Annotated in this window: 21 protein-coding genes; 12 read left to right on the plus strand and 9 right to left on the minus strand. The window is 73.0% G+C overall.

Annotated features, from left to right (window positions below; genetic code table 11):
* Positions 1-207 precede the first annotated feature (207 nt).
* Complete coding sequence (locus ACIPPM_RS25845) at positions 208-1,236, plus strand: isopenicillin N synthase family dioxygenase (RefSeq protein WP_401452051.1); 1,029 nt, start codon at positions 208-210, stop codon at positions 1,234-1,236.
* 75 nt (positions 1,237-1,311) lie between these two features.
* Here ACIPPM_RS25845 and ACIPPM_RS25850 read toward each other — a convergent pair whose 3' ends face one another.
* Positions 1,312-2,412, minus strand: a complete 1,101-nt coding sequence (locus ACIPPM_RS25850) for a citrate synthase 2 (protein ID WP_401452053.1) — start codon at positions 2,410-2,412, stop codon at positions 1,312-1,314.
* 151 nt (positions 2,413-2,563) lie between these two features.
* On the opposite strand from ACIPPM_RS25850, the gene pdxH reads away from it, so the two are divergent.
* Both pdxH and ACIPPM_RS25860 read left to right on the plus strand, forming a co-directional pair.
* Positions 2,564-3,274, plus strand: a complete 711-nt coding sequence (gene pdxH / locus ACIPPM_RS25855; protein ID WP_401452055.1) for a pyridoxamine 5'-phosphate oxidase — start codon at positions 2,564-2,566, stop codon at positions 3,272-3,274.
* A 387-nt stretch (positions 3,275-3,661) separates the two neighbouring features.
* Positions 3,662-5,026, plus strand: a complete 1,365-nt coding sequence (locus tag ACIPPM_RS25860) for a PAS domain-containing protein (protein WP_401452057.1) — start codon at positions 3,662-3,664, stop codon at positions 5,024-5,026.
* A 68-nt stretch (positions 5,027-5,094) separates the two neighbouring features.
* Here ACIPPM_RS25860 and ACIPPM_RS25865 read toward each other — a convergent pair whose 3' ends face one another.
* Complete coding sequence (locus ACIPPM_RS25865; protein WP_401452059.1) at positions 5,095-5,850, minus strand: SIS domain-containing protein; 756 nt, start codon at positions 5,848-5,850, stop codon at positions 5,095-5,097.
* Positions 5,851-6,063: 213 nt separating this feature from the next.
* On the opposite strand from ACIPPM_RS25865, the gene ACIPPM_RS25870 reads away from it, so the two are divergent.
* The 3 genes from ACIPPM_RS25870 (at position 6,064) to ACIPPM_RS25880 (ending at position 8,481) form a co-directional block, all read left to right on the plus strand.
* Positions 6,064-6,756, plus strand: coding sequence for a metal-dependent transcriptional regulator (locus ACIPPM_RS25870; RefSeq protein WP_389005034.1), 693 nt, complete (start codon positions 6,064-6,066; stop codon positions 6,754-6,756).
* A 316-nt stretch (positions 6,757-7,072) separates the two neighbouring features.
* The gene (locus tag ACIPPM_RS25875; protein WP_401452061.1) at positions 7,073-7,933 is read left to right on the plus strand and encodes an alpha/beta fold hydrolase; all 861 of its coding nucleotides are present in this window, start codon (positions 7,073-7,075) and stop codon (positions 7,931-7,933) included.
* A 38-nt stretch (positions 7,934-7,971) separates the two neighbouring features.
* The gene (locus tag ACIPPM_RS25880) at positions 7,972-8,481 is read left to right on the plus strand and encodes a hypothetical protein (RefSeq protein ID WP_401452063.1); all 510 of its coding nucleotides are present in this window, start codon (positions 7,972-7,974) and stop codon (positions 8,479-8,481) included.
* Here ACIPPM_RS25880 and ACIPPM_RS25885 read toward each other — a convergent pair.
* The 3 genes from ACIPPM_RS25885 to ACIPPM_RS25895 form a co-directional block, all read right to left on the minus strand.
* Entirely contained in the window at positions 8,478-10,079 is a 1,602-nt protein-coding gene (locus tag ACIPPM_RS25885; protein WP_401452065.1) for a transporter, read from the minus strand. The genes ACIPPM_RS25880 and ACIPPM_RS25885 overlap by 4 nt on opposite strands.
* Positions 10,076-10,852: an ABC transporter ATP-binding protein gene (locus ACIPPM_RS25890; protein WP_401452067.1), complete on the minus strand. Its 777-nt coding sequence runs from the start codon at positions 10,850-10,852 to the stop codon at positions 10,076-10,078. Before ACIPPM_RS25890 ends, ACIPPM_RS25885 begins: the two co-directional genes overlap by 4 nt.
* Positions 10,853-10,932: 80 nt before the next feature.
* Positions 10,933-11,586, minus strand: coding sequence for a bifunctional DNA primase/polymerase (locus ACIPPM_RS25895; RefSeq protein WP_393594986.1), 654 nt, complete (start codon positions 11,584-11,586; stop codon positions 10,933-10,935).
* A 281-nt stretch (positions 11,587-11,867) separates the two neighbouring features.
* Between ACIPPM_RS25895 and ACIPPM_RS25900 the strand changes: the two genes are divergently transcribed.
* Both ACIPPM_RS25900 and ACIPPM_RS25905 read left to right on the plus strand, forming a co-directional pair.
* Entirely contained in the window at positions 11,868-13,253 is a 1,386-nt protein-coding gene (locus ACIPPM_RS25900) for a transcriptional regulator (RefSeq protein ID WP_393594988.1), read from the plus strand.
* A gap of 198 nt (positions 13,254-13,451) precedes the next feature.
* Positions 13,452-14,984 carry a hypothetical protein gene (locus ACIPPM_RS25905; RefSeq protein WP_401452070.1) on the plus strand — a complete coding sequence of 511 codons (1,533 nt, stop codon included), beginning with the start codon at positions 13,452-13,454 and terminating at the stop codon, positions 14,982-14,984.
* A 20-nt stretch (positions 14,985-15,004) separates the two neighbouring features.
* On the opposite strand, the gene ACIPPM_RS25910 is transcribed toward ACIPPM_RS25905, so the two are convergent.
* On the minus strand, positions 15,005-16,324 hold the full coding sequence (locus tag ACIPPM_RS25910) for an ABC transporter substrate-binding protein (protein WP_401452072.1): 1,320 nt from the start codon (positions 16,322-16,324) through the stop codon (positions 15,005-15,007).
* A 117-nt stretch (positions 16,325-16,441) separates the two neighbouring features.
* On the opposite strand from ACIPPM_RS25910, the gene ACIPPM_RS25915 reads away from it, so the two are divergent.
* Both ACIPPM_RS25915 and purU read left to right on the plus strand, forming a co-directional pair.
* Positions 16,442-16,942, plus strand: coding sequence for a hypothetical protein (locus ACIPPM_RS25915; RefSeq protein WP_401452074.1), 501 nt, complete (start codon positions 16,442-16,444; stop codon positions 16,940-16,942).
* 68 nt (positions 16,943-17,010) lie between these two features.
* Entirely contained in the window at positions 17,011-17,904 is an 894-nt protein-coding gene (purU, locus tag ACIPPM_RS25920) for a formyltetrahydrofolate deformylase (protein WP_401452076.1), read from the plus strand.
* 90 nt (positions 17,905-17,994) lie between these two features.
* Here purU and ACIPPM_RS25925 read toward each other — a convergent pair whose 3' ends face one another.
* Positions 17,995-19,185 (minus strand): maleylpyruvate isomerase N-terminal domain-containing protein, encoded by a 1,191-nt coding sequence (locus tag ACIPPM_RS25925; protein ID WP_401452078.1) that lies wholly within the window; start codon positions 19,183-19,185, stop codon positions 17,995-17,997.
* Positions 19,182-19,754: a sigma factor gene (locus ACIPPM_RS25930; RefSeq protein ID WP_401452080.1), complete on the minus strand. Its 573-nt coding sequence runs from the start codon at positions 19,752-19,754 to the stop codon at positions 19,182-19,184. The genes ACIPPM_RS25925 and ACIPPM_RS25930 overlap by 4 nt, the downstream gene beginning before the upstream one ends.
* A gap of 337 nt (positions 19,755-20,091) precedes the next feature.
* On the opposite strand from ACIPPM_RS25930, the gene ACIPPM_RS25935 reads away from it, so the two are divergent.
* Both ACIPPM_RS25935 and ACIPPM_RS25940 read left to right on the plus strand, forming a co-directional pair.
* Entirely contained in the window at positions 20,092-20,472 is a 381-nt protein-coding gene (locus tag ACIPPM_RS25935) for an STAS domain-containing protein (RefSeq protein WP_389005022.1), read from the plus strand.
* A 500-nt stretch (positions 20,473-20,972) separates the two neighbouring features.
* A complete protein-coding gene (locus tag ACIPPM_RS25940; RefSeq protein ID WP_401452479.1) occupies positions 20,973-21,467 on the plus strand; it encodes an ATP-binding protein in 495 nt (164 codons plus the stop codon).
* Positions 21,468-21,741: 274 nt separating this feature from the next.
* On the opposite strand, the gene ACIPPM_RS25945 is transcribed toward ACIPPM_RS25940, so the two are convergent.
* Entirely contained in the window at positions 21,742-22,755 is a 1,014-nt protein-coding gene (locus ACIPPM_RS25945; RefSeq protein ID WP_401452082.1) for a GlxA family transcriptional regulator, read from the minus strand.
* Positions 22,756-22,762: the final 7 nt, after the last annotated feature.

Genomic DNA, 22,762 nt, shown 5'->3' on the forward strand with positions numbered 1-22,762 from the left:
AATCGAAGGCCCGCAGTACTCTGGGCCCATGCTTCCGATGCTCGTCCGACGCCGCCACGTGGACTACGTGCGCGTCACGAGCATGGGCTGTCGGCGCTCCGCCTGATCCAGCCCCCTCTTTCTCGTCTTCTTCTTTCTTCGTCCGGCACCAGGGGGCCGCCACACCCCTCGCGGCTGCCCGTGCCCCGTACACCTCGCGGACGCACCATGACGACTCATGCGACGGACCCGTCGTACGCCCAGCTCCCGATCATCGACCTCTCGGCCGCCGACCGCGGTCCGGAGGAGCGGGCCCTGTTCCACGCCCGGCTGCACAGCGCCGCCCATGACGTGGGCTTCTTCCAGCTCACCGGGCACGGTGTGACCCGGGCCGAGACCGACGCCCTGACCTCCGCCATGCGGGCCTTCTTCGCGCTGCCCGAGGCCGACCGGCTCGCCCTGGACAACGTCAACTCCCCCCACTTCAGGGGCTACACCCGTACCGGTGACGAGCGCACCGGCGGCGCCCGCGACTGGCGCGACCAGCTCGACATCGGCGCCGAGCGCCCGGCCCGCGTGCCCGGCCCCGGCGAGCCGCCGTACTGGTGGCTCCAGGGTCCCAATCAGTGGCCGGCCGCCCTGCCCGAGCTGCGCACCGCCGCGCTCGCCTGGGTGGCGAAGCTCAGCGCGGTCGCCCAGCGCCTGCTGCGCGAACTGCTCACCGCCATCGGTGCCCCGGCCGGCTTCTACGACCCGGTCTTCGGCGCCCAAGCCCACCCGCACCTCAAGCTGGTCCGCTACCCCGGCAGCGCGGGCGACGGCACCGACCAGGGCGTCGGCGCGCACAAGGACTATGGCTTCCTCACCCTGCTCCTCCAGGACACGGTCGGCGGCCTCCAGGTCCAGCGCGACGACGGCCGCTTCCACGAAGTCCCGCCCCTGGACGGCGCGTTCGTGGTCAACCTGGGCGAACTCCTGGAGGTCGCCACGAACGGCTACCTGGTGGCGACCAACCACCGCGTGGTGAGCCCGCCCGCGGCCACCGAACGCTTCTCGGTCCCCTTCTTCTACAACCCGGCCTTGGACGCGAAAATAGCCCCGCTGCCTTTCCCGCACGCGGAAAAGGCCCGAGGCGTATCGACGGACCCGTCCAACCCGCTCTTCGCGGAATACGGCTACAACGAGTTGAAGGGAAAGCTCCGAGCACACCCGTTGGTCGCGGAAAGACACCACGCAAATCTACTGACGCCCGCGTAAAAGCAGTCAGGGGCGCGGGGAACTGCGCGACCAGCCCCAACGGCGGGCCGGTCGCCCCGCGCCCCAACACCCCACTCAGTGGGCGATGTTCTCGAACCCGGAGATATCAGAAGGCTTCCGAGTCCCGGGCCCCACGTACTCCGCAGAAGGCCGAATCAAGCGCCCCGTCCGCTTCTGCTCAAGAATGTGCGCCGACCACCCAGCGGTACGCGCACACGTGAACATGGAAGTGAACATGTGCGGCGGGACTTCGGCGAAGTCGAGCATGATGGCCGCCCAGAACTCCACGTTGGTGGCCAGCACACGATCCGGCCGCCGATTGTGAAGCTCCTCCAGCGCGGCCTTCTCCAGCGCCTCGGCGATCTCGAACCGCGGAGCACCGAGCTCACGCGCCGTACGCCGCAGCACCCGCGCCCGCGGGTCCTCGGCCCGGTAGACCCGGTGCCCGAACCCCATGAGCCGCTCACCGCGGTCGAGCGCGTTCTTCACGTACCCGACGGCGTCACCCGTGCGCTCGATCTCCTCGATCATCCCCAGCACGCGCGAGGGGGCGCCACCGTGCAGCGGCCCGGACATCGCGCCCACCGCCCCCGACAGCGCGGCGGCGACATCCGCGCCGGTGGAGGCGATGACCCGCGCGGTGAAGGTGGAGGCGTTCATGCCGTGCTCGGCGGCGGAGGTCCAGTACGCGTCGACGGCCGCGACATGCTTCGGGTCGGGCTCGCCGCGCCAGCGGATCATGAACCGCTCGACGACCGTGCGGGCCTTGTCGATCTCCCGCTGCGGGACCATCGGCAGCCCCTGGCCGCGCGCGGACTGGGCGACGTAGGACAGCGCCGTGACGGCGGCGCGGGCGAGGTCGTCACGGGCCTGCTCGGCGTCGATGTCCAGCAGCGGCTTGAGGCCCCACACCGGTGCCAGCATGGCGAGCGCGGACTGCACGTCCACCCGGATGTCGCCGGAGTGCACGGGGATCGGGAACGGCTCGGCGGCGGGCAGGCCCGGCGCGAAGGCGCCGTCCACCAGCAGCCCCCACACGTTCCCGAAGGAGACGTGCCCGACGAGGTCCTCGATGTCGACGCCCCGGTAGCGGAGCGACCCGCCCTCCTTGTCCGGTTCGGCGATCTCGGTCTCGAAAGCGACGACTCCCTCTAGTCCGGGTACGAACGCGGACATAAGGCGGCTCCTCGGTCTGGGTCGGTGGCGGTCATCACCGGTACTGCCCCACACGCCCGGGGGTCACCCGTGACGGGAGGCGGGAACAGCACGATAGCCCTGAGTGCCACTCTTGGGGAGTCCCTGCGGCACTGAGTGCCACGTTCGTGCGATGCGGCAGGATGACCGCGTGACCGATCGCGATCTCACCCCGAAGCCCGATCCGGCCGTGGACCCCGCGTTCATGCGCGAGCAGTACCGGGCGCACGGTCTCGACCGGGAGGCTCTCGCCGCGCACCCGATGGACCAGTTCGCCCACTGGTTCCAGGACGCCGCCCGCGCCGCCGTCCTGGGCACGCTCTACGAACCCAACGCCATGGTCGTCTCCACCGTCGACCCCACCGGCCGCCCCAGCTCCCGCACGGTGCTGATGAAGGGCTACGACGCCGACGGCTTCGTCTTCTACACCAACTACGGCTCCCGCAAGGCCCGCGACCTCGCCGGGGACCCGTACATCTCGCTGCTCTTCCCCTGGCACCCCATCGCCCGCCAGGTGATCGTCTGCGGGGTCGCCCGGCGCACCAGCCGCGAGGAGACCGCCGCCTACTTCCACAGCCGCCCGCACGGCTCCCAGCTCGGTGCCTGGGCGAGCGCACAGTCCACGGTGATCGGCTCGCGCGAGGTCCTGGACGACGCCTACGCCGAACTCGCCACCCGCTACCCCGAGGGCGAGGAGGTGCCGGTGCCGGAGAACTGGGGCGGGTTCCGGATCGCGCCGGAGACGGTGGAGTTCTGGCAGGGCCGGGAGAACAGGCTGCACGACCGGTTCCGGTACACCGCCACGCCGGACGGCTCCTGGACGACGGAGCGGCTGAGCCCTTAAGAGGGCAACGGCTTCCAAACGCGGAACGACCCGCGAGTTCTGGTTCCTCCGCCGTGCGGCGGGGGAGCCGGCCGGACGGTACCGGCGAACTCGCGGGTCGGGTGACTGCTGGGATTGGGCCGGCCGCACGCTTGCATCACGCGCTGGTCCGGCACCGCACTCGGTGTGGTGACGGGCCGCTAGCCCGCAGCCACCTCACGCGTCCGGTTTCCATACATCTGCCGAACCACCTCCCTTCCGTGTGCCACCAGCCTAAAAAACGGGGCACCCGCGGTTCAAGCGATTTTCACCGGCGCAATCTGGCGGAACCGCGTGTGGGCTGGGTCACGGTCGAGTTGAATGACGATCGACGCCGTCAGCCGGACGGATCGTGCAAGGGGGACCAGGGTGAGTGCTTCCCGGCGCAGTGGGACCACCGACGAGCTGGGACCGGAGGAACCGGGCGGCGCCGACCTGCTCAACGCCCTGCTGGACGGCATGGACGCCGCCCTGTGCGCCTTCGACGCCGACGGCACCGTCACCCATTGGAACCGCGAGGCGACCCGCATCCTGGGCTGGAGCGCCGCCGAGGCCGTCGGCCGCCCCGGTTTCGCGGGCTGGGCGGTGCGCAGCGCCGACGACGCGGAGGTGCGCGAGCGGCTGCGGTCCGCGATGCGCGCCCCCGGCCGCCAGGTCCACGAGTTCGCCCTCGTCACCAAGGACGGCCGCCGGGTCCTGGTGCGCACCCAGTCGGCCGCCGTACGCGGCCCGGACGGGCGCCCGGCGGGCCTGTACTGCGCCTTCAGCGAGGTGCACACCCAGATCGACCTGGAACGGTCCATCGCGCTGAGCGAGGCCCTGTTCGAGGACGCGTCCTGGGGCGTCGTCCTCATCGACGCCGACCTGCGCCCGGCCGTCGTCAACGCGCACGCCGCCCGCGCCCTGGGCGTCGGCCGCACCGGCGCGCTCGGGCGGCCGCTCGGCGAACTCCTCGCGCAGGGCGTGGAGGAGCTGGAGAGCGCGCTCACCCATGTGCTGGCCGAGGGCGCCCCGCCCGGCCCGGTCGAGCTGTGGCTGACCGTGCGTACGGCGGAGGGGGAGCGGCGGCGCTGCTGGCGCAGCGGCTTCGTACGGCTCGCGTCGCCACTGGGGCAGGAGCCGGTGCCGCTCGGGGTGGGCTGGCTCTTCCAGGACGTCACCGAGGCCCGGCAGGGCGAGCGGGAGGCGTCCCTGCTGCGGTTCCGCGCCAACCAGCTGCACCGCGCGGCCCGCGCCGCCGCCGAGTGCGAGGACCCCGCCGAGGCGGCCGTCGTCCACCTGGAGTTCGCCCTCGCCGGTTTCGCCGACCACGCCCTGCTGGACCGGCTGACCGACACGCGCGGGGAGACCGTACGGCTGGAGCGGCTCGCCGCCACGCCCGCCGGGACACCGGGCGCCGACGCCCTCACCGGCCTGCCCGTGCGCTACGCCCCGGACCACCCGGCACCCCGGTGCACCGAGCGCGGCGGCACGGTACGCGCCGATGTGACCGGGGTACCGGCCGCGCGGTCGCGGGAGTGGGCCCGCACCCGGCACTGGCCCGCCGACACCGCGCACGCGCTGTGCACCCCGCTGCGCAGCCGGGGCCGGACCCTGGGCGTGCTGACCTTCCTGCGCGGCCCGTCCCGCGACGGCTTCGACCGCTCGGACACGACGTACGGGGAAGAGGTGGCCGCGCGCATCGCCGCTGCGCTCGACCTGGCGGACGTGGCACGGGGGACCAAGCAGGTGTGAACCGCCGACGGCGACAGAGGGACGGCGTCCGGGCGCGCGTCCGCAGTGGCGGCTGTCAGTGGTGGCTGTCAGTGGTGGTAGAAGATCCGGTCGCCGTACTTCTCCATGATCCGGGCGTTCCACTCGTGACCGCCGTCCACGTTCCCCGACCGCAGCAGCGGGGGCTCGACGCCCCGGTCGGCCAGGATGGCGGCGGCCGTCGCCAGCACGGACTGCATCAGGGCCGAGGTGACCACCGTGGAGGCGGGCGCGAAGGGCGCCTGGACGGTGTCCAGGGTCAGCTCCGCGTCCCCGACCGCGATCTTGGAGTCCAGTACGACGTCGCAGTGGTCCTTCAGGAACGTGCCCGAGGAGTGCCGGGAGGCGGTCTCGGTGGCGTACGCGACCGAGGTGACGCCGATGACCTTGATGCCGAGGGCGCGCGCGTGCAGCGCCATCTCCACCGGCAGGGCGTTGCGCCCGGACAGGGAGATGATCACCAGGGCGTCGCCCTCGCGCAGCGGCGAGCTGTCCAGCACGGCGGAGGCAAGGCCGTCGACGCGCTCCAGGGCGGAGCCGAGGACGGCCGGGGTGACGTCGACGCCGACCACGCCGGGCACGGCGAGCAGGTTCATCAGGGCGAGGCCGCCCGCGCGGTAGACGACGTCCTGGGCGGCGAGCGAGGAGTGCCCGGCGCCGAACGCGAAGAGCCGTCCGCCCGACTCGACCGTGTCCGCGAGCAGGGTCCCGGCGGCGGCGATGGCCCCGCTCTCCTCCGCGCGCACCCGCCGCAGCAGGCCGATCGCGGCGTCGAGGAACAGGTCGGCCGGCGTGCCGTCACTCATGCGGTGCCCCTTCGCGCCTCGGTGTCGCGGATCACCGTGCGGTCTGGACCAGCGCGGTGTCAATACGGCCCGCGGTTCCCGGCCGAAGGCGGCTGGTTCCCGCTGTTTCCCCGGCGGGGCACGATTGTCGGTGGTATCCGGCAGAATTGATTCTGGGCCAGCGCACGAGCCGGGAGCGGTGAGCTTTTCGGCAGAGGTAATCGAGGGGCACGTATGTCCGGACTGATCGACACCACGGAGATGTATCTCCGCACCATCCTCGAACTGGAAGAGGAAGGCGTCGTCCCCATGCGCGCCCGCATCGCGGAACGGCTCGACCAGAGCGGGCCGACCGTCAGCCAGACGGTGGCGCGCATGGAGCGGGACGGACTGGTGTCCGTGGCCAGCGACCGTCACCTGGAGCTGACCGAGGAGGGCCGCAGGCTGGCCACGCGCGTGATGCGCAAGCACCGGCTCGCCGAGTGTCTGCTCGTGGACGTGATCGGGCTGGAGTGGGAGCAGGTGCACGCGGAGGCGTGCCGCTGGGAGCACGTCATGAGCGAGGCGGTGGAGCGCCGCGTGCTGGAACTGCTGCGCCACCCCACCGAGTCGCCGTACGGCAACCCGATCCCGGGTCTGGAGGAGCTGGGCGAGAAGGACGGCGCCGATCCGTTCCTCGACGAGGGCATGGTCTCGCTCGCGGAGCTGGACCCCGGCTCGGACGGCAAGACGGTCGTGGTGCGCCGGATCGGTGAGCCGATCCAGACGGACGCCCAGCTGATGTACACGCTGCGGCGGGCGGGCGTGCAGCCCGGCTCGGTGGTGAGCGTGACCGAGTCGGCGGGTGGCGTGCTGGTGGGCAGCGGCGGCGAGGCGGCCGAGCTGGCCTCCGATGTCGCGTCCCACGTGTTCGTCGCCAAGCGCTGAACGGAGAAGGCCCCGGCGCCGCCGCGGCGCCAGGGCCTCGCCTCCCCGGAACCGACCCGGAGCCCCGAGCTCCCAGGGTCGGTCCCCACGGACCGTTTTTTCCCCGAGCGGTCCGCCCCCCACGCCAGAGAAGATCCCCTCGGCGGTGGCGATCATTCCTCTTCCGGTGTCACTCGAACGAGGGGTGTTGGCGGAGCGAACGCCCGTGTCGAATGAGTTTTCGATAATCTGCGACGGCAGCACCAGGGCGACAGCACGACAGCGACAGCGGCGGTACAACGGTACGAAGCAGGCGGAGCTGGGGGGTGCCAGGTCTATGGCACGGCGTATCGAGGTCACAGGGGCGGGCGGGGTGCGGCTGGCCGCGTGGGAGTTCGCGGAGCCGCCCAAGGAGGGGACCGGGACCGGCGCAGGGGGCGTCTTACTGCTCCACGGCCTCATGGGCCGCGCCGCGCACTGGGCGTCCACCGCGCGCGGGCTCGCCGGGCGGTATCGCGCGGTCGCGCTCGACCAGCGCGGGCACGGCCAGAGCGCGCAGCCACCGTTGGAAGCCTGCACCCGCGAGGCGTACGTCGAGGACGCCGAGGCCGCGCTGGACCAGCTCGCCCTCGCCCCCGCGGTCCTCGTCGGCCACGCGATGGGTGCGCTCACCGCCTGGCAGCTGGCCGCCCGCCGTCCGGACCTGGTGCGCGGCCTCGTCATCTGCGACATGCGGGCCTCCGCGCTGGGCGCCGCCTCGCAGGCCGAATGGGCCGACTGGTTCCGCTCCTGGCCGCTGCCGTTCGCCACCCTCGCCGACGTCCGGCGCTGGTTCGCCGAGGACGATCCCCGCCTGGAGCGCCCCGACCCCGCGCGCGGCGCCTTCTACGCCGAGGTCATGCACGAGTCCGCCGACGGCTGGCGCCCCCTCTTCGACCCCGACCGCATGCTCCGCACCCGCGAGTCCTGGGTCCACGACGCCCACTGGGACGAACTCACCCAGGTCCGCTGCCCCACCCTCGTCGTCCGCGGCCTCGACGGCGAGCTGGGCCGGGCCGAGGCCCAGGAAATGGTCCGCGTCCTCCCCGAGGGCCACTACGCCGAGATCCCCGACGCGGGCCATGTCCCCCACTACGACCAGCCGGGGGCCTGGCAGGGGGTGTTGGACGGGTTCCTGGGTGAGCTGGGAGCACCCTGAGCGGGACTGCCGGTCGGGGGCCTGTCAGGCTCGTCCTCATGGAGATACTCGACGTCCTGGCCCGCATGATGAAGACAGGGCGGCTGGGCCCGGTGTTCATCGGGGCGGACTGGAACGACGTGACCGCGGCCCTCGGCGAGGCGTGGTACATCGGCAGCACGGGCCGGAGACAGCGATGGCCGAGGCTCTTCTCCTACGGCGACGTCGAACTGAGCGTCTGCCGCTGCCGCAAGGTCTCCCTCGTGGTCGTCCAGACCTGGCGGGACGTCGTCGAAATACCCCCGTCGGTCGTCGAGGGGACCGCCACCTTCCCGGCCGGGCTCCGGTACGCGGACGTCGTGGCCGCACTGGACCGGGCCGGCTGCCGCTGGGAGCCGTACGCTCCGCTGACCTTCGGCGACCAGTGCACGCTCGTGGCGGGCCCGTCCGGCGCGCACCTCACCTTCGAGATCCCCGAGGGTGAGGAACCCGTGCTGCACGGCATGGCCCTGCTCGGCGACGGACACCACTGCCCGGCACCGAGCAGGGGGCCGAGCGGCGCCGCCTAGCCCTTGCTCACCGCCACCAGGATCTCCGGCAGCCGGGCCGCCGTCTTCGGGGCTGCCAGGCGGAGGCCGGTGAGGGCGAGGGCCGCTCCGTAGGCCAGGCCCACCGGGAGCAGGAGCCACGCCCAGCCCGCATCCTGGTCGCTGACGTTCAGCCAGATCGTCGCCGCGATCACCGGGGAGCACAGCAGGGCGGCCGCGACCATGCCGCCGAAGATGGAGATCCAGGCGAGGCCCGCCTGACCGGGCACCACGTTCTTGTGGCCCTCCTGCGGTATCGAGTACGGGGAACGGGCCGAGGTCCAGGCGCCGGTGGCGAGCATCGCGCCCAGCAGCGCCAGGGACAGGCCCAGCACCTCCGGCAGCCGGGACCAGTCGCCCAGCAGCGCGGTGGTGACCACGGTGACGAGGGTGGCGTACGGCAGCGTGATCAGCAGCAGGGCCAGCGCCCGGCCGCGCAGCTCGGCGTAGGCGTCGCGGGGGGAGGAGATGGTCATCGCCACCATCCAGAACGCGGAGCTGTCCTGCCCGAACTGGTTGTACATCTGGATGCCGAGCATCCCGGAGGCGAAGCACGCGAAGTACAGCGACCCGGTGCCCTGGATCGCGTTGAACACCGGCACGATCAGGCCGATCGCCAGCGAGGTCACCCACGCCGCCTTGGTCTTCGGATCGCGCCAGATGTAGCGCAGGGTCCGCTCCATCACCGCGCCCGTACGCCCGGTCGGCAGCAGTCGGGTCAGACCGGCCGATGCACGGTCGCGGCCGCCGTCGTCGGCCACCTGGAGCGTGGAGCCGTCCGGCGAGGTCATCAGCCGGGTCAGGTTCCGCGCCCACCCGCCGATCAGCAGAACCAGGAGCAGCGCGCACAGGGCGAGTTGGGCCAGCGCCGTGCCGTAGGACCCCTCGCTCGCCGAGCGGACCGCGCCCAGCGCCGAGGCGGGCGGCACCCAGGCCAGTACGTCCGCGACCGGGCGTACCTGGCCGAGGCCGCCCGAACCGAGCCGCTGCGCACCGAAGTTGACCAGCTGGGCGCCGATGGCGATGACCAGCCCGCTCAGCACCGCGAGGTCGCGGCCCTTGCGGCTGGTCAGCAGCCGGACGTTGGCCGCGGCGACCGCCCGTGCCAGCGCCACGCAGGTCAGCAGCGCCACCGCGACCCCCGCCACCGCGAAGATCCACCCCGCCACGCCATGGGCCAGGGACAGCCCGCAGCCCGCCAGCACCAGCAGCGTGAACACTGGGCCGATGCCGACCAGCGAGGACACCAGCAGTCCCCGGACCAGCGGCTCGGGCCGCAGGGGCAGCATCACCAGCCGGGTCGGGTCCAGCGTCTCGTCGCCGCTGGGGAAGAACAACGGCATCACCGCCCAGCCCAGCGCCAGCACCGCGACACCGGGCACGGCTACGGACTCCGGATGGGACTGGAAGCGCAGGGCGACGAAGCCGAGCAGTTGCAGCACCGCGAACAGCAGGGTGAACACCGCCGAGGCGACGAACGCGGCCCGTCGGCCCGTGGACTGCCGCAGCCCGTTGCGCAGCAGGGACAGCTTCAGCCGGACCAGTACCGAGGTCACCGAAGGGGGCGTCGCGGTCGTCATCGGACCGCCCCGCCGCCGAGCCAGTCCAGATCGGACCCGGCGTCCCGGCCGCTCGCGCCCACCAGCTCCAGGAACGCGGCCTGGAGGGTCGGATGCTCCCCGCGCACCTCGGCCAGCGTCCCGGTCGCCCGGATGCGCCCGGCGGCCAGCACCGCGACCCAGTCGCACAGCGACTCCACCAGCTCCATCACGTGCGAGGAGAACACCACGGTGGCCCCGGAGTCGGTGTACCGCTCCAGCACGCCCCGGATGATCTGCGCGGAGACCGGATCGACCCCCTCGAACGGCTCGTCCAGGAACAGCACTTCGGGGTTGTGCAGCAGGGCCGCGGCCAGCCCGATCTTCTTGCGCATACCGGTCGAGTAGTCGACGACCAGCTTGTGCTGCGACCCGGCGAGATCCAGCACGTCCAGCAACTGGGTCGCCCGCTTGTCCACCTCGGCGCCCGGCAGCCCGCGCAACCGTCCGCTGTAGGACAGCAGTTCACGCCCCGACAGCCGTTCGAACAGCCGCAGCCCCTCCGGCAGCACCCCGATCCGGGACTTCACCGCCACCGGGTCCTGCCACACGTCGTGCCCGACGATCTCGACGGACCCCTGATCGGGCCGGAGCAGGCCGGTCGCCATCGACAGGGTGGTCGTCTTGCCCGCCCCGTTCGGGCCCACCAGCCCGATGAACTGACCTGCGGGCAGATCGAGATCGATGCCCCCCACCGCGACGTGCTGCCCGAACTGCTTCCAGAGTCCCCGTACCCGCACCGCTGCCTCCGTCATGACGGAAACCCTACGGTGGCGGCCCTGTCCGGGGCACCCGTGCGACGGAACCCCCGGCTCCGTCTCCGGCCGGGTACGGCTCAGAAGTCCCGGCCGCAGGCGTACGCGAGCGGCGGGACCAGTTCCTCCGCGTCCGGCAGCCACCGGTTGGCGGGTGTGGGACGGCACGCCCACTGCACCGCGCCGCGCGTGCCCACCCGGGTCGGCGGCGCGGCCACGTACCGCCCCGCGCCCAGCGGCACCAGGTCCTGGGCGAACGTCGTCCAGCCGAGCTGCCGCACCAGTTCCGGCGTCTTCGCCGCGCCGCCCGGCAGTACGAAGAACTGCATGCGGCGGTCCGGGGTGAGCGTCACCGGGCCGATGTTCAGGTCCATGCGCCGCATCCGGGCCAGCGCCAGGAACCCGGCGCTCTCGGGGACGGACAGCGCGTCGAAGGTGCGGCCCGTCGGCAGCAGGATCGACGCGCCGGGCTGCGCCTGCCACATCTGCCGGACGACCTCCGCGCTGCCGGTCGCGCGCGTCGCCCAGTCGGGGCGCGTGGGGTGTGCGCCCGGCGCGGGGCAGACGGTGTCGCCGCAGGAGCAGTACCGCACCCCGCCGAAGTCCTCCAGCCAGCTGCCCGCCAGCACGTCCCAGTGCCGCTCCTCGGCGTAGGCAACGGCGGCCTCCAGCAGCGGTTCCCCGCGCTGGGGCGGAATCCGGGCCGTCTCCGGGCCCGCGGTCGTCTCGTCCACGCTCCTCTCAACTCCCGCACCCACCTGGAGTTACGGCCCGGCCGCGCGCCGGGGCGGCACACCGGTCCGGCGGCCGGGGCGCATGGGAGCACGGGCGGGGGCGCGTGGGGGGAACCCGTGGGCGGCGCGGGTAACCAGGAAGGGCACGGGGGCACCGGGCCGACGGCTTTACCCCGGCAAACCGCACAAGTCGCGCATTGACGCTATGTCGACTGGGAAGTGATCTGCAGACCGGAACGACCAGTGATCTTCAGGCTCCAGGGGTTCGCAGGGGGTAGCGCATGGCCGCGAGGCCGCTAGTGGCGAGGCAGCCGAACGAACGGCTGCAGGCACTCATCCAGGAAGCGGGGTGCTCGAACGCGGGGCTGGCCCGGCGCGTCAACATGTGCGGCGCCGAGCACGGACTCGACCTGCGCTACGACAAGACGTCCGTGGCCCGCTGGCTGCGCGGCCAGCAGCCGCGCGGACGCGCCCCGGCGATCATCGCGGAGGCGCTCGGCCGCAAGCTCGGCCGTACGGTCACGATCGACGAGATCGGCATGGCCAACGGCAAGAACCTCGCCTCCGGCGTGGGCCTGCAGTTCTCGCCGACGGTCCTCGGGGCCATCGAGCAGGTCTGCGAGCTGTGGCGCAGCGACGTGGGGCGGCGGGACTTCCTGTCCGGCTCCTCGGTCGCCGCCTCCGCGCTGGTCGAGCCCAGCCGGGACTGGCTGATCTCGGCGCCGGACGCCCAGGTGGCCCGGCAGGCGGGCCCGCGCGTGGGCCAGGCCGACGTGGCGGCCGTGCGCTCGATGACCCAGGCGCTGGTCGACCTCGACCACCAGTACGGCAGCGGGCATGTCCGCCCGGTCGTCGTGCACTACCTCAACAGCGTGGTCTCCGGCCTGCTCGCGGGCTCGTACCGGGAGGCGGTCGGCCGTGAACTCTTCGCGGCCGTGGCCCGGTTGACCGAGCTGGCCGGGTACATGGCGGTGGACACCGGCCAACCCGGCCTGGCCCAGCGGTACTACATCCAGTCGCTGCGCCTGGCGCAGGCGGCCGGGGACCGGGCGTACGGCGGCTATGTCCTGGCCGCCTCCATGAGCCACCTGGCCGCCGAACTCGGAAACCCGCGTGAGATCGCCCAGTTGGCCCGCGCCGCCCAAGAAGGCGCCCGGGGCCGGGTCACCCCGCGCGCGGAGTCGATGTTCCACGCGGCCGAGGCGCGCGGGCACGCCGTACTGGGCGATGTGCGGGCCGCGCAGGCGTCGGCCGGGCGGGCCATCTCCGCGCTGGAGCGGGCCGACGCGGCCGACGGCGACGACCCGGTGTGGATCGCCCACTTCGACGAGGCCTATCTCGCCGACGAGTTGGCGCACTGCCACCGTGACCTGGGACAGGCCGAGGCCGCCGCCAGATACGCCCGGCAGGCGCTGGAGCGGCACCCCGCCTCCCGCGCCCGGCGCCGGGCCATCGGCTATGTGCTCCTCGCCACGGCCCAGGTGCAGCAGCGGGAGATCGAGCAGGCGTGCGGCACCGGCATGAAGGCGGTCGAACTGCTGGAGACGCTCCGCTCCGAGCGGGGTGCCGAGTATCTGGAGGACCTCCAGCAGCGGTTGCAGCCCTTCCGGGACGAGGCGGTGGTGCGGGAGTTCGGGGCGCGGCTCGACGTCCGGCAGGCGGCCTGAGGAGGGCGTCGCGTCCGAGTGGGCTTGTGAGACCGGGCACTCGGGCGCGACGGTGGCCAAATACAGCGTGCGGGGCGGTGGTTCTGTTACCGCTGTCACAGGTGGGGCGTCTGGGCGCTGAGCTGCGTGGCACCGGGCTCGGCGGACCCGGTAGCGTGAGCCGACGATTCCGAACGTCCTTCAATCGTAGGAGTCCCGGTGACGCAGAGTGGACAGGGCGATGAGCCCTCGGCGCGACCCGCGCACGAAGGCATCGTGCTGCCCTCCGACGGAGGGGAGCCCCTGCTGCCGGGCATGACGGGAGCACCCGCGGTGCCGCCCGGCGGCCAGGCGTGGGGCGGCTCCTGGGGCCCCGACCAGGACCAGCAGCCTCCGCAGCAGCCCCAGCAGGGCCAGGGCTGGCCCCCGGCCGCCGCCCAGCAGTGGCAGGCCCCGGAGCAGCCGTCCGGCCCCGGCCCGATGCCGCCCGAGGGCCCCGCGTACCCCGAAGGCCCCACGTACGACGCGCAGGGCTACGGCGGTGCCCAGCCCTACCCGCAGCAGCAGCACCAGGGCTACGGCAACGACGGCTATCCACAGCAGGCCACGCCGCTGCCGCCGATGGACGAGGCGGCCACCCAGTTCATGCCGCCGGTGGGGCCGGGCCCCGGCCACGGGCCCGAGGGCGCGACCCAGTACCTTCCGCCGGTCCCGTCGGGCGGCGCCGACCAGGCCGCCACCCAGTACATCCCGCCGGTTCCGTCGGGCGGTGCCGATCAGGCCGCCACCCAGTACATACCCCCGGTGGCGTCGGGCGCGCTGCCGCCCGAGGCCACCGGCGACGACGGCCGCCAGGGCTACCCGCAGCGGCCCATGGACGAGGCGGCCACCCAGTACATCCCGCCGTACCCGGCCGGTGCCGACGGCGCCGACCGGCAGCCGCCCGCCGAGTTCGACAACCTGTTCCGGGGTCCCCAGTACGGCGGGGACGCCGTGCAGGGTTCGACCCAGCAGATGCCGCGCGTCCCGGCCGGCGACCCGCGCACGGCGCCGGTGGTCTCGGGCCAGCCCGCCTACCGGCCGCCGATGGACCACGACGACGACGGGCGGCGCGGCGGCCGCACCGGTTCGCGCGTGCCGCTGATCGCGGCCATCGGCGTCGGCATCGTCGTCCTCGGCATCGGTGCGGGCGCCCTGCTCAGCGGCGGCGGTGACGACAGCGACGACAGCAAGCCGATCGCCTCCTCCACCCCGGCCAGCGAGCAGCCCTCGCCGTCCGCTTCGGCCGCCGACGACCCGGCCCAGCCGCAGGCGGCCGAGCTGGACAAGCTGCTCGCCGACAGCGGCAGCAGCCGCAGCACCGTGATCCAGTCGGTGGAGCGCATCAAGGCGTGCCAGAACCTGGACCAGGCCGCCGCCGACCTGCGCGGCGCCGCCAAGCAGCGCACCGACCTGGTCGCCCGGCTCGGCAAGCTGTCCGTGGACAAGCTGCCGAACAACGGCGAGCTGAACGCCGCGCTGACCGCCGCCTGGCGGGCGTCGGCCGCCGCCGACAACCACTACGCGGTCTGGGCCAAGCAGGCCAAGAGCAAGAAGGTCTGCGTCAAGGGCCACGCCCGCTCGACCAACCACAGCCAGGCCGGCAACACCCAGAGCGGCACGGCCACGGTCGAGAAGAAGAAGGCGGCCCAGCTCTGGAACGCCATCGCCGGGAAGTACGGGCTCACCACCCGCGAGCCGACCCAGCTCTGAGGTCCGGGCGCGGACGGGGGTCAGTCCACGTCCGCGCTCTCCAGCGTCCGGGTCATGTCGCCGTCGGGGGCGGCCCCCGCACCGCCCGGCCGCACGGCGGTCAGCCTGCCCTCCCGGACCACCTGGAGGGTGACGTCGGCGTTGACCAGACGGGGGAAGCCGACCGAGGCGAGCCGGGTCTCGTCCGGCCAGCGCAGGGTCGGGGTCAGTCCGCCGGTGGACACCCGCAGACCGCCGTCGAGGGTGTGGCGCACCGCGTCCGCGGTCACGTCGCCGTCGCCGATCCGCTCCAGCACGGCCCGCAGCACGGTGTAGGCGATCCAGGTGGTCTGCACCCCGGCGTCGGCCGGGTCGATGCTGTTGTCGCCGAACGCCTCCTCGTTGATCACCTGCTTCATCGGGTTCCACCGCGGATCGGACGCCACCGGGTACCAGCCGGTGATGTACGCCCCCTCGTACGGGCCCGACGCCCCGCCGGTCGCGTTGATCTCCGTCTGGTCGACGCTGCCCAGCACGGTCGCCGTGCGCACCGGGGCGTGCTCGGCGCGGGCGCGGCGGAAGGAGTCCATGAAGGTGTCGGTGCGGTCCCCGAGGGCGGGCACCACGCATCCCTTGCGCGCCGGGTCCGCGGTCGCGCTCCGCAGCGCCCGTTCGGCCTGCCTGCCGTACTCGGTGGCGTCGTCGGCGGCGAGCTGGTCGGTGGCCGCCGGGTGGCCGCCCGCCTTCAGGCCCGAGTCGAGCAGCGCGGGCAGCTGGTCCCCGGCGATGCTGTCCGGCCGGACCAGCGCGACCGGGCCGCACTTGGCCGCCAGCGCCTGCCCGAGCCCCGCCAGCAGCGCGGGCTGGCCGCCGTTGACCGGGTAGGAGTACGGGCCGGTGAACTCGTCGCTGGTGACGCCGTAGCCGCCGATGTACGGGATGCCCGCGCTCTCCAGCGGGGCGAGGAAGGAGTCGCCGAACTGGCTGTAGGAGCCGACGACCGCGACCACGCTCTCCGCCGCCGCGCGCCGGGCGCACTTGGCGGCGCCCACGCTGTCGTTGTGCTCGTCGCAGGTCAGCACGGTGAGCGTGCGGCCGCCGAGGCCGCCCTGCTTGTTGATCCACTTCGCGTAGGCGCGGGCCATCGCGGGCATGCCGGGCTTGTTGGTGGCGTTCGTGTTCCGCGGCGCCCAGGTCATCACCCGGACCGTGCCGTCGGTGGAGCCGCCGCCCGTGCCGGGCACGGCGCCGCACCCGGCGGTCAGCACGGCACAGACGGCCAGCGCGCCCGTGTACCGGGCGGCCCGCCGCGGCCGGGGGGAGGAAGGGGAGCTGTCGGGGGTGCGTCGCCTGCCGGTCATGGGCCGCCACGATTCCCGCACATCGCCAACCGGGGAGTGACAGCCGGTCGACCATGGGTGACACGAGGGTGAACACCGGGGGCGGATGTGGCTCATGTCGTGCGGAACGTACGATCGATGACCGTGCAAGGTTCGGAGAACTCTTCCCGTCGCGGCCGTCGCTCCTCCACCATGGGCGGCATGCCGCATAACGACATGCCGTGGTGGCGCTGGCGCAGCAACGTGCGCTCCGCGCTGCACATGCTTTCCGACCCGGCCTTCCAGCGCGACGTCTGGCTCGCGGGCGTGGAGGGGTACGGGGACGTCACCGACGCGGTGTACCGGCTGGTGGAGGACACCTGGCTGGACAACTGGTCCGCGGAGAAGTACGTCGGCACCATCTTCCGGGACTCCCAGGAGGCGGCGCTCGTGGACACCGCCGTGCTGCGGGTGCTGCGGATCGTCCACCAGGTCGGCCCGGACGTCCCGGTCGCCGTCTACCTCCAGCACGCCCAGTGGCCGGAGGCGGTACGGGCCGCCCAGGACGCCCATCTGCGCCTCGCCGCCAGCGACGGCGACGACCCGGCGGCGGCCCCGCGCAGCCTGGAGGCGCTGCGCGTCCTGACGACGGCGGTCTGACCCGGGGCGCGGTCCGCCTGCCGGACACGGGCCCCGGCCGGGCCGCCCGGCGTGAGATCGTGTAGTGCATGAACGAGCAGCCCAGCCGAGCCGCCGCCGCTGTCGACACCCCGGCGGACCAGTACGTCCTCACCCTCTCGTGCCCGGACAAGAAGGGCATCGTGCACGCCGTGTCGAGCTACCTCTTCATGACCGGCTGCAACATCGAGGACAGCCAGCAGTTCGGCGACCACGACACGGGCCTGTTCTTCATGCGCGTCCACTTCTCGGCGGACGCCCCCGTCACGCTGGACAAACTGCGGGCGAGCTTCGCCGCGATCGGTGACTCCTTCCACATGGACTGGCAGATCAGCCGGGGCGACCAGAAGATGCGGATCGTGCTGATGGTCAGCAAGTTCGGGCACTGCCTGAACGACCTTCTGTTCCGGGCCAGCATCGGGGCGCTGCCGGTGGAGATCGCCGCCGTGGTGTCCAACCACACGGACTTCGAAGAGCTGGTGGGGTCGTACAACATCCCCTTCCACCACATCCCGGTGACCAGGGACACCAAGGCCCAGGCCGAGGCGCGGCTGCTGGAGCTGGTGCGCGAGGAGCAGGTCGAGCTGGTCGTGCTCGCGCGGTACATGCAGGTGCTCTCGGACGACCTGTGCAAGGCGCTGAGCGGGCGGATCATCAACATCCACCACTCGTTCCTGCCGAGCTTCAAGGGCGCCAAGCCCTATCACCAGGCGCATGACCGGGGGGTCAAGCTGATCGGGGCCACCGCGCACTACGTCACCGCCGACCTCGACGAGGGGCCGATCATCGAGCAGGAGGTCGAGCGGGTGGGGCATGACCTTCGGCCGGATCAGCTCGTCGCCATCGGGCGGGACGTGGAGTGTCAGGCGTTGGCGCGGGCCGTGAAGTGGCATGCGGAGCGGAGGATTCTGCTCAACGGGCGCCGGACCGTGGTGTTCGCCTAGCCGAGGTGGCGGGTGCGGGTGCGTCGTGGCTGGTCGCGCAGTTCCCCGCGCCCCTGGGTGGGCATGGTTCACCGGCGTTCCAGAGGTGCCCTACATCCGGCTCAGTGACGCCGTTGCCGTCAGGACGTCCCTGATCGCATCCCGGTCGCCCCGCTGGCCCGCCGTCGTCTCCTCCGGGGTCAGGTGGCCCGCTGCCAGGCGGCAGAACTCGACTCCGTCCAGGGCGACATGGGCGACCTCGTGCTCGGGGACGGGGTCGGCCGGGGAGTCCAGCGGGATCAGCCACTGGCCGCCCGCCGCGCCCTCGATCTCCAGGCGCAGACTGCGGCCGGGGGTGCCCGCCGGGGCCGCGCCGCGGTGTGCGGCGACCGCCAGCGGCAGCATCCGGGCCGCCAGCTCGATCATGCGGCTCAAGTGCCGTGGGGCGGGCGGGGCGTAGGGGTAGTGCACCGCCTTGGCGATGTCGTCCGCGTGCACCCAGCACTCGAAGGCGCGGTCCACCATCGCGTCCCGCAGCGGCAGCGTGAAGTCGCCGTAGCCCACCGGGAAGCCGCCCGAGCCGCCGGTGAAGGACACCGTCCGCAGCAACTGGTGGCTCTGGTCCCGCCAGCGTCCGCGCACCGCGCGGGTCTGCGGGAAGTGCGAGGCCCGCCAGAACGCCTCGGTCCGCCCGGCGGGCCCGGCCGCGCCCCGTACGTCCGGTCCGGCCTTGGCGACGGCGTCCGTCAGCGGGTCCTCCAGGCCGAGCGCGGTCGCCACCATGCCGTCGACCGACAGCAGATGCGCGATCACCCCGGCCACCGTCGTACGGCGGGTCGCGGGCACCCCCGCCTCGAACCAGCGCAGCCGCACCGGGGTGTGCCACTCGGCGTCCCCGAAGTCCCGCAGCAGCGCGTCGAGACGGGCGGTCTCCGCGTCGTACGAGGCGGCCCACTCGGGGACCGGGATGCGCGGCGGGCGGCGGCGCAGGCAGTTCTCCAGGACCCGGTTGCGCAGGGTGGGGTCCACCTCCAGGCTCTCCGGGCGGTGCAGCAGCCCGACCGCCTCGCGCAGCCGCCGCGCCTCGTCCGCGCACGGCCCGCATTCGCCGAGGTGCTCCTCCACCGCCTCGGTCTCCGCCGTCGAGCAGGCGGCCAGCGCCCAGGCGCCGAGCAGGGAGCGCAGCACCTCGTGCGGGAGACCGGGGCGCTCGGGTCCGGCGGGGGAGCGGGGCAGGGGCACGCGCGCGGCCGTGTCGTCCACGCGCCCGTCCGGCGCCCCGGAGTGGTCCGGGCCGTTCATCGCGCACCCCCGAGTTCCGGTGGCGCCCCGGCGTCGTGGGCGGTGGCGAGCAGTTGCAGGCCGAGGCGGAGCCGACGGCGGGCCTCGTCCTCGGTGACGCCGAGGTCGGCGGCGGCCTGGCGGTAGTCGCGGCGCTGGAAGTAGGCCAGTTCCAGCGCGGCCCGCAGCGGGTGCGGCATCGAGTGGGCGATGTAGTCGGCGCGGGCGGCGACGGCGGCGTGCCGGACCCGGCTCTCCAGGGCCGCCAGCTCCTCCGGGGAGTCGCCGCCGAGCGCCGCAGTCTCCGTCGCGCGCAGCCGCTCGACGGCCAGCCGCTGGGTCGTGGCGGCGATCCAGGTGCGCAGCGGGCCCTGCCGGTGGTCGTAGGTGTCGGGGTGCTCCCAGACATGGGCGAAGACCTCGCGGGTCACGGTGTCGGCGGCCGACTCGTCCCTCAGCACGCGGTGCGCGAGGCCCTGCACCAGGGAGGCGAACCGGTCGTACAGCTCGCCCAGTGCGGCCGCCTCACCGCGCGCGAGCCGCTGCTGCATCGTGCGGTCCCAGCGGGGCGGTGCCTCCTTGGCCGGCATGCGGTTCCTCCCCTCGCCGTGTCCAGGGTGTCCCCGGCCACCCCTCGAATGTAGTCGGCACGCCTGACCGTGCACGCCCCTTTGTGTCAATGCGCGCCCCCGGCGGCACCGCAGGTGGTAGAGGGTCCTTCACACCACCTTCACTTATCTCAAGCCCATCTCCGATCGAAGTACGATCGAACCCGATCGACAGTGACCGAAACAAGCCCTATGTCGATCTTTCGCGGTTTGCGGTTCCGTGTTTCAGGGAAACGCCCGCTGGGCAGCCGCGCGGAAAGAACCGAAGGAACTGCTTCCATTTCCGGGTGGTTCCGCAAGATCCGCCGAGCGGAGAGGTGTGGCCGTGGCTTTCGAAGTGACCGGCACCGAACGGGGCGAATGGGCGGTGCTCCTGGTGGCCGGCGAACTGGACCTGGTGACCTCGCCCGTGCTGCGGCAGCGGGTGCACGACGTGGTCGCCGAGGGGAACCACAGCCTGGTCCTCGATCTCTCCGAGGTCTTCTTCTGCGACTCCAGCGGCGTCGGCGTGCTCATCGCCGCCCGCCGCCTGATCCGCTCCTGCCAGGGCAGGCTGCGGCTGATCCTGCCCGACCGGGGCGCGGAGGACGGCTCGCACGTGAACCGGGTCCTCGGCGCGCTCGGGGTGCGCCGCCTCTTCGACGTGCGCCCGGACGTGGAGTCCGCCACCGCCGACGAGGCGGGATCGCTGTCGGCCTGAGCACCGTCATCCCCGAGGTGAGCGCCCTCGGTGCCACGATCCATGGCCTTGGATGTCGCGGATCGTGGCGAAAACGGGTCACGCAGCGTGGAGATGATTCCCGTACTCCGACTGTGACTCGTCACGGCCCGGAGTCGGACGGCCCCTCGGGTACCTTGGGTGGGATGCGAGTGACCGCGACCGCGAGTGCCACCGGTGAGGCCCGGCGCCCCGCATGTTCGACTCCCCGGCGAGTGCGTCGCACAGTATGCCGCACGAGTACTCCTTCGCGCGGGAATATGCCCGAAGCGCTTGTTGGCGTGACTGTACGTCAACCATGCTGTCTCGTAAGGGAATCACGTTCCGTAACGCTTGCTCTGGCCGTTGTTCTGGCCATGCAGAAAATGGCTACGATCGTGGCCCTCGTCGTGCGGTTCGTCGCGGTTCGCGCCGCGGCGGCGGGTCGTCGTGCGGTCATGTGTCCGCCGGTTCGGATGGTGTGAGCGGTGCAGGTGCTTCAAGTGCAGCTGGAGATCCGGCCCGACCCCGAGGAAGTGGGGCGGGCGAGGAAGTGGGCCCGGTCGCGGCTCGCCGGGCTGGGGATAGCGGCCGACGAGCCGCTGGCCGAGACGTTGATCCTGCTCGTCTCCGAGCTGGTGACCAACGCGGTGGTGCACACCGGCCGTCCGGCGCTGCTGCGGCTGTCGCTGCCCGGTGGCGCCCCGCCCCCGGTGCCCGCCGGTGCGGAGCCGGTGGCCTCGGTGACCGTGCGGCTGGAGGTGGCCGACGCCAGCTCCCGCGCGCCCGTGCCGCGCTGCGCGGGGCGCGATGCCACCGGCGGCCGGGGCCTCGCCCTCGTCGACTGTCTCGCCGACCGCTGGGGCTGGAGCCCCGAGGGCGCCGGCAAGAGCATCTGGTGCGAGCTGGACCGCTGTTCCCAGCCACGCGAGGGCGCGGCCCCGGCGTACGGCGTCCAACCCGACGCCTACGAGGATCTTCTCTTCGAAGCCTTCTAGCCCCCTCGGGGGGGGCGTGCGCCGGGTGTGCTCCCGTGCGCGCCCGGCGTGAAGAGGGCATAGGGCATGAATCGCCGTACTGGTGTTGACGGTTGGTGCGCGCGTTGCGGAGGCTGGGGGACGGCGATTCCGCCGCGAGGGGACGGCGAGGGCATGCGGGGGTAGGCCCTCGCCGAGTGTGGGTCGCACCGGTCGGCGGTGGCGGGGGACGCGAGGGGGGTGCGCCGTCGGCCGGTCCGCGCTCCACGGGGTGTGGACATCCGCGCCCGGCCCCTCACCCCACGGCGGCGCCCGCCCGGAAGGTGCGCCGGTAGGCGGTCGGGGTCACGCCCAGCGCCTGCTGGAGATGCTGGCGCATCGACTGGGCCGTGCCGAACCCCGCGTCCCGCGCGACCTGGTCGACCGAGAGATCCGTCGCCTCCAGCAACTGCCGGGCCAGCTCGACCCGTTGCGCGGTGAGCCACTGGCCCGGGCTCACCCCGACCTCCTCGCGGAAACGCCGGGTGAAGGTCCGCACCGACATCGCCTCCCGCTCGGCCAGGTCCCGCAGCTGGAGGGGTTCGTGCAGCCGGGCGAGCGCCCAGGCGCGGGCCGCGGTGGTGGTCGCCAACTGCGGGTCGGGAAGCGGCCGGTGGATGTACTGCGCCTGCCCGCCGTCGCGGTGCGGGGGGACGACCATGCGCCGGGCCACGTCGTTGGCGACCGCCGTGCCGTGGTCGCGGCGCACCATGTGCAGGCACAGGTCGATCCCGGCCGCGACCCCCGCCGAGCTCAGCACGTCCCCATCGTCGATGAACAGCACGTCGGCGTCCACCCGGACCTGCGGGAACAGCTCCTGGAAGCGGTCGGCGTCGGACCAGTGGGTGGTCGCCGGGCGCCCGTCGAGCAGCCCGGCCGCCGCGAGGACGTACACGCCGATGCAGATGGAGGCGAAGCGGGTGCCGGGGCGGACGCGGGCCAGGGCGGAGGCCAGCTCGGGGGTGAGCCGTCCCTCCTCGAAGACCGGGCCGAGTTCGTAGGAAGCCGGGACGATCACTGTGTCCGCCGTGTCCAGGGCCTCCGGGCCGTGCGGTACGTCCACCGTGAAGTCGGCACTGGTCTCGACCGGGCCCGGCGGCCGGATCGAGCAGGTCAGCACCTCGTACAGCGGACGCCCCCGCGCGTCCATGGGGCGGCCGAAGATGCGGTGGGGGATGCCGAGTTCGAAGGGGATCAGGCCGTCCAGGGCGAGGACGGCGACGCGGTGCGGACGGAACTCGCCGTCCACCGGCGGGATCTCAGCGGTCATGGCCCGA

Source organism: Streptomyces sp. NPDC090119 (assembly GCF_044747085.1).
Lineage (GTDB): Bacteria > Actinomycetota > Actinomycetes > Streptomycetales > Streptomycetaceae > Streptomyces.

Bases quoted from the DNA above. Each gene is read 5' to 3' on its own strand.
- ACIPPM_RS25930 (WP_401452080.1), bottom strand. From the start codon at position 19,754: ATGCCGGCCAAGGAGGCACCGCCCCGCTGGGACCGCACGATGCAGCAG.
- ACIPPM_RS25875 (WP_401452061.1), top strand. From the start codon at position 7,073: ATGGCACGGCGTATCGAGGTCACAGGGGCGGGCGGGGTGCGGCTGGCC.
- purU (WP_401452076.1), top strand. From the start codon at position 17,011: ATGAACGAGCAGCCCAGCCGAGCCGCCGCCGCTGTCGACACCCCGGCG.
- ACIPPM_RS25910 (WP_401452072.1), bottom strand. From the start codon at position 16,324: ATGACCGGCAGGCGACGCACCCCCGACAGCTCCCCTTCCTCCCCCCGG.
- ACIPPM_RS25845 (WP_401452051.1), top strand. From the start codon at position 208: ATGACGACTCATGCGACGGACCCGTCGTACGCCCAGCTCCCGATCATC.
- ACIPPM_RS25880 (WP_401452063.1), top strand. From the start codon at position 7,972: ATGGAGATACTCGACGTCCTGGCCCGCATGATGAAGACAGGGCGGCTG.
- ACIPPM_RS25925 (WP_401452078.1), bottom strand. From the start codon at position 19,185: ATGAACGGCCCGGACCACTCCGGGGCGCCGGACGGGCGCGTGGACGAC.
- ACIPPM_RS25915 (WP_401452074.1), top strand. From the start codon at position 16,442: ATGACCGTGCAAGGTTCGGAGAACTCTTCCCGTCGCGGCCGTCGCTCC.
- ACIPPM_RS25885 (WP_401452065.1), bottom strand. From the start codon at position 10,079: ATGACGACCGCGACGCCCCCTTCGGTGACCTCGGTACTGGTCCGGCTG.
- ACIPPM_RS25870 (WP_389005034.1), top strand. From the start codon at position 6,064: ATGTCCGGACTGATCGACACCACGGAGATGTATCTCCGCACCATCCTC.
- pdxH (WP_401452055.1), top strand. From the start codon at position 2,564: ATGCGGCAGGATGACCGCGTGACCGATCGCGATCTCACCCCGAAGCCC.
- ACIPPM_RS25850 (WP_401452053.1), bottom strand. From the start codon at position 2,412: ATGTCCGCGTTCGTACCCGGACTAGAGGGAGTCGTCGCTTTCGAGACC.
- ACIPPM_RS25890 (WP_401452067.1), bottom strand. From the start codon at position 10,852: ATGACGGAGGCAGCGGTGCGGGTACGGGGACTCTGGAAGCAGTTCGGG.
- ACIPPM_RS25900 (WP_393594988.1), top strand. From the start codon at position 11,868: ATGGCCGCGAGGCCGCTAGTGGCGAGGCAGCCGAACGAACGGCTGCAG.
- ACIPPM_RS25945 (WP_401452082.1), bottom strand. From the start codon at position 22,755: ATGACCGCTGAGATCCCGCCGGTGGACGGCGAGTTCCGTCCGCACCGC.
- ACIPPM_RS25865 (WP_401452059.1), bottom strand. From the start codon at position 5,850: ATGAGTGACGGCACGCCGGCCGACCTGTTCCTCGACGCCGCGATCGGC.